The following is a 6787-nucleotide window of genomic DNA, read 5'->3' on the forward strand; positions in this document are numbered from 1 at the left end:
GGGGCGGGCCCTGCTGGACTTCCGCCGGGGCCTGCTCGCCGAGAACCTGACCCACTCCCCGCAGGCCGCCCGCGCCGCTTACCGCCGGGCCCACGCGGGCGCCACCGCCCAGTCCGACCCGCTCCTCCTCTCCTGCACCTGGCGCCACCTCGCCCAACTGGCCCTGCGCGAAGGCGAACTGGCCGAGGCCCGGCACGGCTTCGCCGAATCCCTCCGCCTCCGCGAAGACCTCGGCTACCTGATCGGCACGGCCCCCGCCCTGGTCTCCCTCGCCGAGACAGAACCCGAACCCGAGGCGACCCGCCTCCGCGAGGAGGCCGGCCGCCTCTTCCGCCTGCTGGGCGGCCTCCCGACCTGGCTCGCCGAACACCTGAGCCCACCGGCACCAGGGGCGGCCACGGCCTGAGGGGGCTGGGTCCCCCGGTCCCGCTACTGGTTCCGCTGCGCGAAGTGTTCCGCCACCAAGTCCCCCACCAGGTCCACCTCTCCGCAGGCCAACGCGTCCAGCAGGGCGGTGTGCTGGGCGGCGTCCCGGAGGAGGACCGCGCGGTGTTGGCGGGGTGGGGTGGTGGCGAGGGGCCACTGGGCGCGGCGGTGCAGGTCCTCGGCGATGCGGAGGAGCTGTTCGTTGCCCGCGAGGGCGAGCAGGGCGCGGTGGAAGGCGCGGTCGGCCTCGGCGTAGCGGGCCGGGCAGCCGGCGGCGGCCGCGCGGGCGGTGTCCTCGGCGAGTGGCCGCAGCTCGGCGAAACGGGCGGCCGGGACGGTACCGGCCAGCCGCAGCAGGACCGGGACTTCGAGCAGCGCCCGTACCTCCGCCAGCTCGGCCAGCTCGCGGGCCCCGCGCCGCACCACCCGGAACCCCCGGTTGGGGACGACCTCGACGGCGCCCTCCAGCGCGAGCTGCTGCATGGCCTCGCGGACGGGCGTGGCGGAGACCCCGAACCGCTCACCGAGCACCGGCGCCGAATAGACCTCTCCGGGAGACAGTTCCCCGGTCGTCAGCGCGGAGCGCAGCGCGTCGAGGATCTGCCCGCGCACCGAAGCCCGCTGCACGACCGCGCGCGGCCGGGGCAGCGGCGGCTCGCTGTGGGTGTGCTCACCCCGTACCGCCGAGACGCTCTCGGCCCGCTCGCGGGACTGGGCCGATACCCGCGTGGCGGGCTGGGCGGCGTGCCGGGGCAGCCCCGTACCGGAGACGTCGTGCAGGCCCTGCTTCACGGGTCCTCCTCGGGCTGTTCGGCGGCCGGGGTCCGGCCCCGGACACGGACGACGGACCGTCACATGTCCGTCAAGCACCTTAGGCGCAGGAGGCGGCACTTCAAATTCCCGGAAAAATGAGTAAGGTTAGCCTTACCTGCACACCCGCCCCCGTGTTCGAAGGATCGGTGGTCCCGCCATGCTCGCTACGGCCTCGCCGCTCACCGCAGCGTACGCCCGGCTCGGCGAGGTCTTTCCGGGACTGGCCGTGACGGTCATGGAGGACCCGGCACACCCCCTGCCCGTGGGCGGCGGCTGGGTCACCGCCGACGGACTCGCGGCGGGCGGCGCCGAGCTCGACTCCTTCCTCGCCTGGGACGACGCCCAGGTGCTGCGGGACTACGGCCGGCGCGCGCGCCCGGACGTCATCGCCGGCTTCGGCCTGCACCGTTACGCGTGGCCCGCCTGCCTCCTGATCACCGTCCCCTGGTTCCTGCACCGCCGCGTCCCCCGGCTGCCCGCGGCCCACGTCGCCTACCACCGCACCGAGGGCCGGATGACCGTACGGCCGGGCGCCTTCGCCTGCCTGCCGGACGACCCGGCGGCCGGGCTGCCGGAGGCGGTCGTGGTGGCCGACGAGGAGGCGCTGCGCGCCGAGGTGCGCGCGGCCGTCGCCGAGCATCTCGAACCCGTACTGGGCGGCTTCGGTCCGCGCATGCGGCGGCGTGGGCGCGCGCTGTGGGGCATGGCGACGGACGAGGTCGTCGAGGGCCTGTGGTACCTCGCCTCCCTCTTCGGCGAGGGCGAGGAGCGGCGCGCGGTGCGCGAGCTGGAACTGCTGCTGCCGGGCACCACCCGCCCGTACGCGGGCTCGGCCGCGTTCCGTGAGCTGACCGGTCCGGACGGCGCCCCGGTGGCCACCCGCGACCGGGTGAGCTGCTGCATGTTCTACACGCTGCGCCCCGAGGACACCTGCGCCACCTGCCCCCGCACCTGCGACAGCGACCGCGTCGCCAGGCTGACGGCGGCCGCGGCGGCCTGAGCGAGCCGGAACCACTCGTTCGAGCGACGGAAATCGAACTCAACTACCCCTTTGCAGCACAGAGTTCGAGCAGAACGACGCCATCGCGCCGTCCCCGCGCCCCTTTGAAGGACCGTTGCCTCGAAATCCCCGGCCGGCCGCCGGGAATGGGTCACTATGACGGGCGATACGCCCTATCCCAAGGCAAGGGACCCCTGATGCGAATGACCGACATATCGCTGAACTGGCTGCTTCCGGGCGCCGTGCTGCTCCTGGGCGTGCCGGCGGCGATCGCGGTGGTCGCGCGCGGCAAGCGCTCCTCCGGGGAGAAGGCGGGTGCGGACGACTCCTGGGAACGCAGCGAGGAGCGCCGCAGGCGCAAGGAGGCGGTCTACGGCACCGCCTCGTACGTCCTGCTGTTCTGCTGCGCCGCGGTGGCGGCGGCCCTCTCCTTCCACGGCCTGGTCGGCTTCGGCGAGCAGAACCTCGGCCTCACCGACGGCTGGCAGTACCTGGTGCCGTTCGGCCTGGACGGTGCGGCCATGTTCTGCTCGGTCCTCGCCGTGCGCGAGGCCAGCCACGGCGACGCCGCGCTGGGTTCCCGGATGCTGGTGTGGATGTTCGCCGCCGCAGCGGCCTGGTTCAACTGGGTGCACGCGCCCCGGGGAATCGGCCACGACGGGGCGCCGCAGTTCTTCTCCGGCATGTCCCTGTCGGCGGCGGTGCTGTTCGACCGGGCGCTGAAGCAGACCCGTCGGGCGGCCCTGCGCGAACAGGGCCTGGTGCCTCGCCCGTTGCCCCAGATCCGCATCGTCCGCTGGCTGCGGGCGCCGCGCGAGACCTACGGGGCCTGGTCGCTCATGCTGCTGGAGGGTGTGCGCAGCCTGGACGAGGCGGTCGAGGAAGTACGCGACGACAAGCGGGAGAAGAGCGAGGCCCGTCAGCGCCGACGCGACCAGCAACGCGTGGAGCGCGCCCAGTTGAAAGCGCTGAGCCGAGGCGGTCGGAGCTTCGCGAGCCGGACGCCCGCTCGGACGGTGGAGGTGCAGATGGACCGCGCCCCCGCCCCGGCGGCCGGGGAGCCGGCCATAGCGGCGGAAAAGCCGACCGCCCGCTCACGGCCCTCGCTGCAGTCGGTCCGCAAGGGCACCGAGCCGGTCACCGTCGACCTCACCGCGGAGGACGACACGATGGCGCTCCCCCGGCTCGACTCGCTGGAGCGCAAACTGAAGGATCTTGAGCAGCAGTTCGGCTGAGGCCGAGCGGCGACGGGGTGGGGACGCGATTCGTCAGGAGCGCGTCCCCACCCCGTCGTCGTCTACGCGGCCGCCGAACCCAGTTCGAACCAGACCGACTTGCCCACCGCGTGCGCCCGTACCCCCCAGGCGTCGGCGAGGGACCGCACCAGGACCAGGCCGCGCCCGTTGGTGTCCTCGTCCGGCGTGGGGGTGCGCATCAGGGGCCCTCGGGTCATGAAGTCCCGCACCTCCACGCGGAGTCCGCGCGGGGAGACGACCGCGGTGAGGACCGCGTCGTCGTCGGTGTGCACCAGGGCGTTGGTGACGAGTTCGCTGGTGAGCAGTTCCGCTATGTCGGACCGGTCGGGCCGGTCCCAGTGCCGTAACAGGGCGCGCAGTTCGCGCCGCGCCGCGGGCACCGCCGCGAGGTCGGCCCGTGCCAGTTCGCGTCTGAGCCGGCGCGCCTCACGTGTACCGCCGGTCTCGCCGTCTCCCGTCTCCGCCGGAGAGGCCCCCACCGTCATGGGACCACCCCCTCGCGCCTGCCTCGTCATGACCCCCGCCCACACGTCGCCGGCCCTCCCCCTTCTGGTCGACCGCGTCCACGACGGATGGTTGCCCAGTGGACCAACGGCCAGTCATGGCCGCCGCCCGACCGCCGGGTGTTCGGCCACGCGCGGCGGCCGTACGGGCCGTCCACCGACCGCCTCGACACGCGTACGGAAAGCGCGGAGGCGGCCGAAAGGCGTCGCAGAAGCCGTCTGAGGGCTCCTGCGGGCCCATCCGCGCACCCTGTGCCCCCAATCGGTCACTCGCGGTGAAACTGACCGGAAATCACCGCTTCTCAGCGCGAGTTCAGGGCCGGGGGACGTTGCGGAGGTTGGAGCGGGCCATCTGGAGCATCCGGCCGACGCCGCCGTCCAGCACGATCTTCGAGGCGGACAGCGCGAACCCGGTGACCATGTCGGCCTTGATCTTCGGCGGGATCGAGAGGGCGTTGGGGTCGGTGACGACGTCCACCAGCGCCGGCCCCTTGTGCTGGAAAGCGTCCTTCAGCGCCCCGGCCAGCTGCTTGGGCTTCTCCACCCGCACCCCGAACACCCCACAGGCGCGGGCCACCTCGGCGAAGTCGGGGTTGACGTCGGTGGTGCCGTACGACGGCAGTCCGGCGACCAGCATCTCCAGCTCCACCATGCCGAGCGCGGAGTTGTTGAACAGCACGAGCTTGACCGGCAGATCCTGCTGCACCAGGGTCAGGAAGTCGCCCATCAGCATGGTGAACCCGCCGTCACCGGCCATGGCGACGACCTGCCGGTTCCGGTCCACGAGCTGGGCGCCGATGGCCATCGGCATCGCGTTGGCCATCGAGCCGTGGGAGAACGAACCGATGATCCGGCGGCGGCCGTTGGGCGAGATGTAGCGGGCGGCCCAGACGTTGTTCATGCCGGTGTCGACGGTGAAGACCGCGTCGTCGTCCGCCAGCTCGTCCAGTACGGACGCCACGTACTCGGGGTGGATGGGGATGTGCTTGTCCACCTTGCGGGTGTACGCCTTGACCACACCCTCCAGCGCGTCGGCGTGTTTCCTCAGCATCTTGTCCAGGAAGCGGCGGTCCGTCTTCTCCCGCACCCGCGGGACCAGACACCGCAGCGTCTCGCGGACGTCCCCCCACACCGCGAGGTCCAGCCGCGAACGCCGTCCGATGACCTCGGGCCGTACGTCGATCTGCGCGATCTTCACGTCGTCCGGCAGGAACGCGTTGTACGGGAAGTCCGTGCCGACCAGGATCAGCAGCTCGCACTCGTGGGTGGCCTCGTAGGCCGCGCCGTACCCGAGCAGCCCGCTCATGCCGACGTCGAACGGGTTGTCGTACTGAATCCACTCCTTGCCGCGCAGGGCGTGGCCCACCGGCGACTTGATGCGGCCCGCGAACTCCATCACCTCGGCGTGCGCGCCCGCCGTGCCGGCGCCGCAGAACAGGGTGACCTTGTCGGCCTGGTCGATCATCTCCACCAGGCGGTCGATCTCGGCGTCGCCGGGGCGGATCGTGGGCCGGGAGGTGACCAGGGCGCTCTCGAAGGACCGGTCGGGCGCGGGCTGGTCGGCGATGTCGCCGGGCAGGGTGACCACGCTGACGCCCCGCTGGCCGATGGCGTGCTGGATCGCGGTCTGGAGCAGCCGGGGCATCTGCTGCGGGTTGGAGATCATCTCGCTGTAGTGGCTGCACTCCTGGAACAGCCGCTCCGGGTGCGTCTCCTGGAAGTACGAGAGGCCGATCTCGCTGGACGGGATGTGGGAGGCCAGCGCCAGTACGGGTGCCATGGAGCGGTGGGCGTCGTAGAGGCCGTTGATCAGGTGCAGGTTGCCGGGGCCGCAGGAGCCCGCGCACGCGGTGAGCTTGCCGGTGATCTGCGCCTCGGCACCGGCTGCGAAGGCGGCGACCTCCTCGTGCCGCACATGCACCCAGTCGATCGCGGCGTTGCGGCGCACGGCGTCCACGATCGGGTTGAGGCTGTCGCCGACGACGCCGTACATACGGCGCACGCCGGCGCGGGCGAGGATGTCGACGAACTGCTCGGCGACGTTCTGTCTGGCCATGACGGTCGTCCGCCCCTTCGCGGTCCCTGGGATACGCCCCTGCGCTTCCATCAAGTCACAGGGGCCCCGGTTACGCCTCCCAAACAGCGGCGGCCGTACGGTCGTCGGCGTACCCCTTCACCCTCGTCCGGACGTCAGCCAGGAACCCGGCGAGACCGGGCGCGGCGGCGCGCGACCAGCGGCGCCCCAGGAACGCCCGCAGGGACGCCTCGCCGCGCAGCGGCTCGGCGAGGCCCGAGGTGCACATCATCAGCACATCACCCGGCCGGGCTATGGCGGCCCGGAACCGGAACGGCATCTGCGCCGGCTCGGCGGGCTCGTACGGGCTCGGCGGGACCGGGATGCCGAGGTCCATCGTGAGCGGGTCGGCGTCCGGGGTGCCCTCCCCTGGTACGGCCGGTTCGATGTCCCGCCACTCGCCGTCCCGCAGCCGGAACAGGCCGCCCTCCCCGGCGCCGAAGAACACGCGGGTGCGGCACTCGGGGTCGGCGGGCAGCAGCAGACAGCTCAGGCCGGCGGTGGGCTCGCCGGAGGCGGCGCGGAGTTTGCCCAGGGTGCGGTCTGTGAGGCGGTTCAGCCCGGACTTGAGATCGCCGCGCCGGCCTGCGCGCAGGTCCTCGACCAGGCGTTCCTGGCTGCGTCCCACCGCCTGCCCGATCCACCGGCACGCCTCGGCCGCCGCCCGGTGCGCACCGGGCGCGGCCCGCGCGCCGGTCGCCATCGCCACCAGCAC

General features: G+C 72.8%; 6 protein-coding genes and 1 pseudogene. 3 read left to right on the plus strand and 4 right to left on the minus strand.

The window, feature by feature from the left end:
- A pseudogene (locus tag GT030_RS27525) lies at nt 1–406 on the plus strand (hypothetical protein); the annotation flags it as partial.
- Between the two features lie 23 nt (nt 407–429).
- On the opposite strand, the gene GT030_RS27530 reads toward GT030_RS27525, so the two are convergent.
- Nucleotides 430–1218 (minus strand): GntR family transcriptional regulator, encoded by a 789-nt coding sequence (locus GT030_RS27530; RefSeq protein WP_161203396.1) that lies wholly within the window; start codon nt 1216–1218, stop codon nt 430–432.
- Nucleotides 1219–1396: 178 nt separating this feature from the next.
- Between GT030_RS27530 and GT030_RS27535 the strand changes: the two genes are divergently transcribed.
- Together GT030_RS27535 and GT030_RS27540 are read left to right on the plus strand one after the other, a co-directional pair.
- Nucleotides 1397–2239 carry a (2Fe-2S)-binding protein gene (locus GT030_RS27535; protein ID WP_161203397.1) on the plus strand — a complete coding sequence of 281 codons (843 nt, stop codon included), beginning with the start codon at nt 1397–1399 and terminating at the stop codon, nt 2237–2239.
- A 197-nt stretch (nt 2240–2436) separates the two neighbouring features.
- On the plus strand, nt 2437–3474 hold the full coding sequence (locus tag GT030_RS27540) for a DUF2637 domain-containing protein (protein ID WP_161203398.1): 1038 nt from the start codon (nt 2437–2439) through the stop codon (nt 3472–3474).
- Between the two features lie 62 nt (nt 3475–3536).
- Here GT030_RS27540 and GT030_RS27545 read toward each other — a convergent pair whose 3' ends face one another.
- The 3 genes from GT030_RS27545 to GT030_RS27555 all read right to left on the minus strand — a co-directional run.
- Nucleotides 3537–3980, minus strand: coding sequence for an ATP-binding protein (locus GT030_RS27545; protein ID WP_161203399.1), 444 nt, complete (start codon nt 3978–3980; stop codon nt 3537–3539).
- A 331-nt stretch (nt 3981–4311) separates the two neighbouring features.
- Nucleotides 4312–6054, minus strand: coding sequence for a pyruvate dehydrogenase (locus GT030_RS27550; protein ID WP_161203400.1), 1743 nt, complete (start codon nt 6052–6054; stop codon nt 4312–4314).
- 70 nt (nt 6055–6124) lie between these two features.
- Nucleotides 6125–6787, minus strand: a 663-nt coding sequence (locus GT030_RS27555; protein ID WP_161203401.1) for a protein phosphatase 2C domain-containing protein, incomplete at its 5' end; no start/stop codon positions are given.

The sequence above is a fragment of the Streptomyces sp. SID1328 genome, from assembly GCF_009865595.1.
GTDB lineage: Bacteria > Actinomycetota > Actinomycetes > Streptomycetales > Streptomycetaceae > Streptomyces > Streptomyces griseoluteus.

Excerpts from the sequence above, each read along its gene's own strand:
- GT030_RS27535 (WP_161203397.1), top strand. The coding sequence starts at position 1,397 with ATGCTCGCTACGGCCTCGCCGCTCACCGCAGCGTACGCCCGGCTCGGC.
- GT030_RS27540 (WP_161203398.1), top strand. The coding sequence starts at position 2,437 with ATGCGAATGACCGACATATCGCTGAACTGGCTGCTTCCGGGCGCCGTG.
- GT030_RS27545 (WP_161203399.1), bottom strand. The coding sequence starts at position 3,980 with ATGACGGTGGGGGCCTCTCCGGCGGAGACGGGAGACGGCGAGACCGGC.
- GT030_RS27550 (WP_161203400.1), bottom strand. The coding sequence starts at position 6,054 with ATGGCCAGACAGAACGTCGCCGAGCAGTTCGTCGACATCCTCGCCCGC.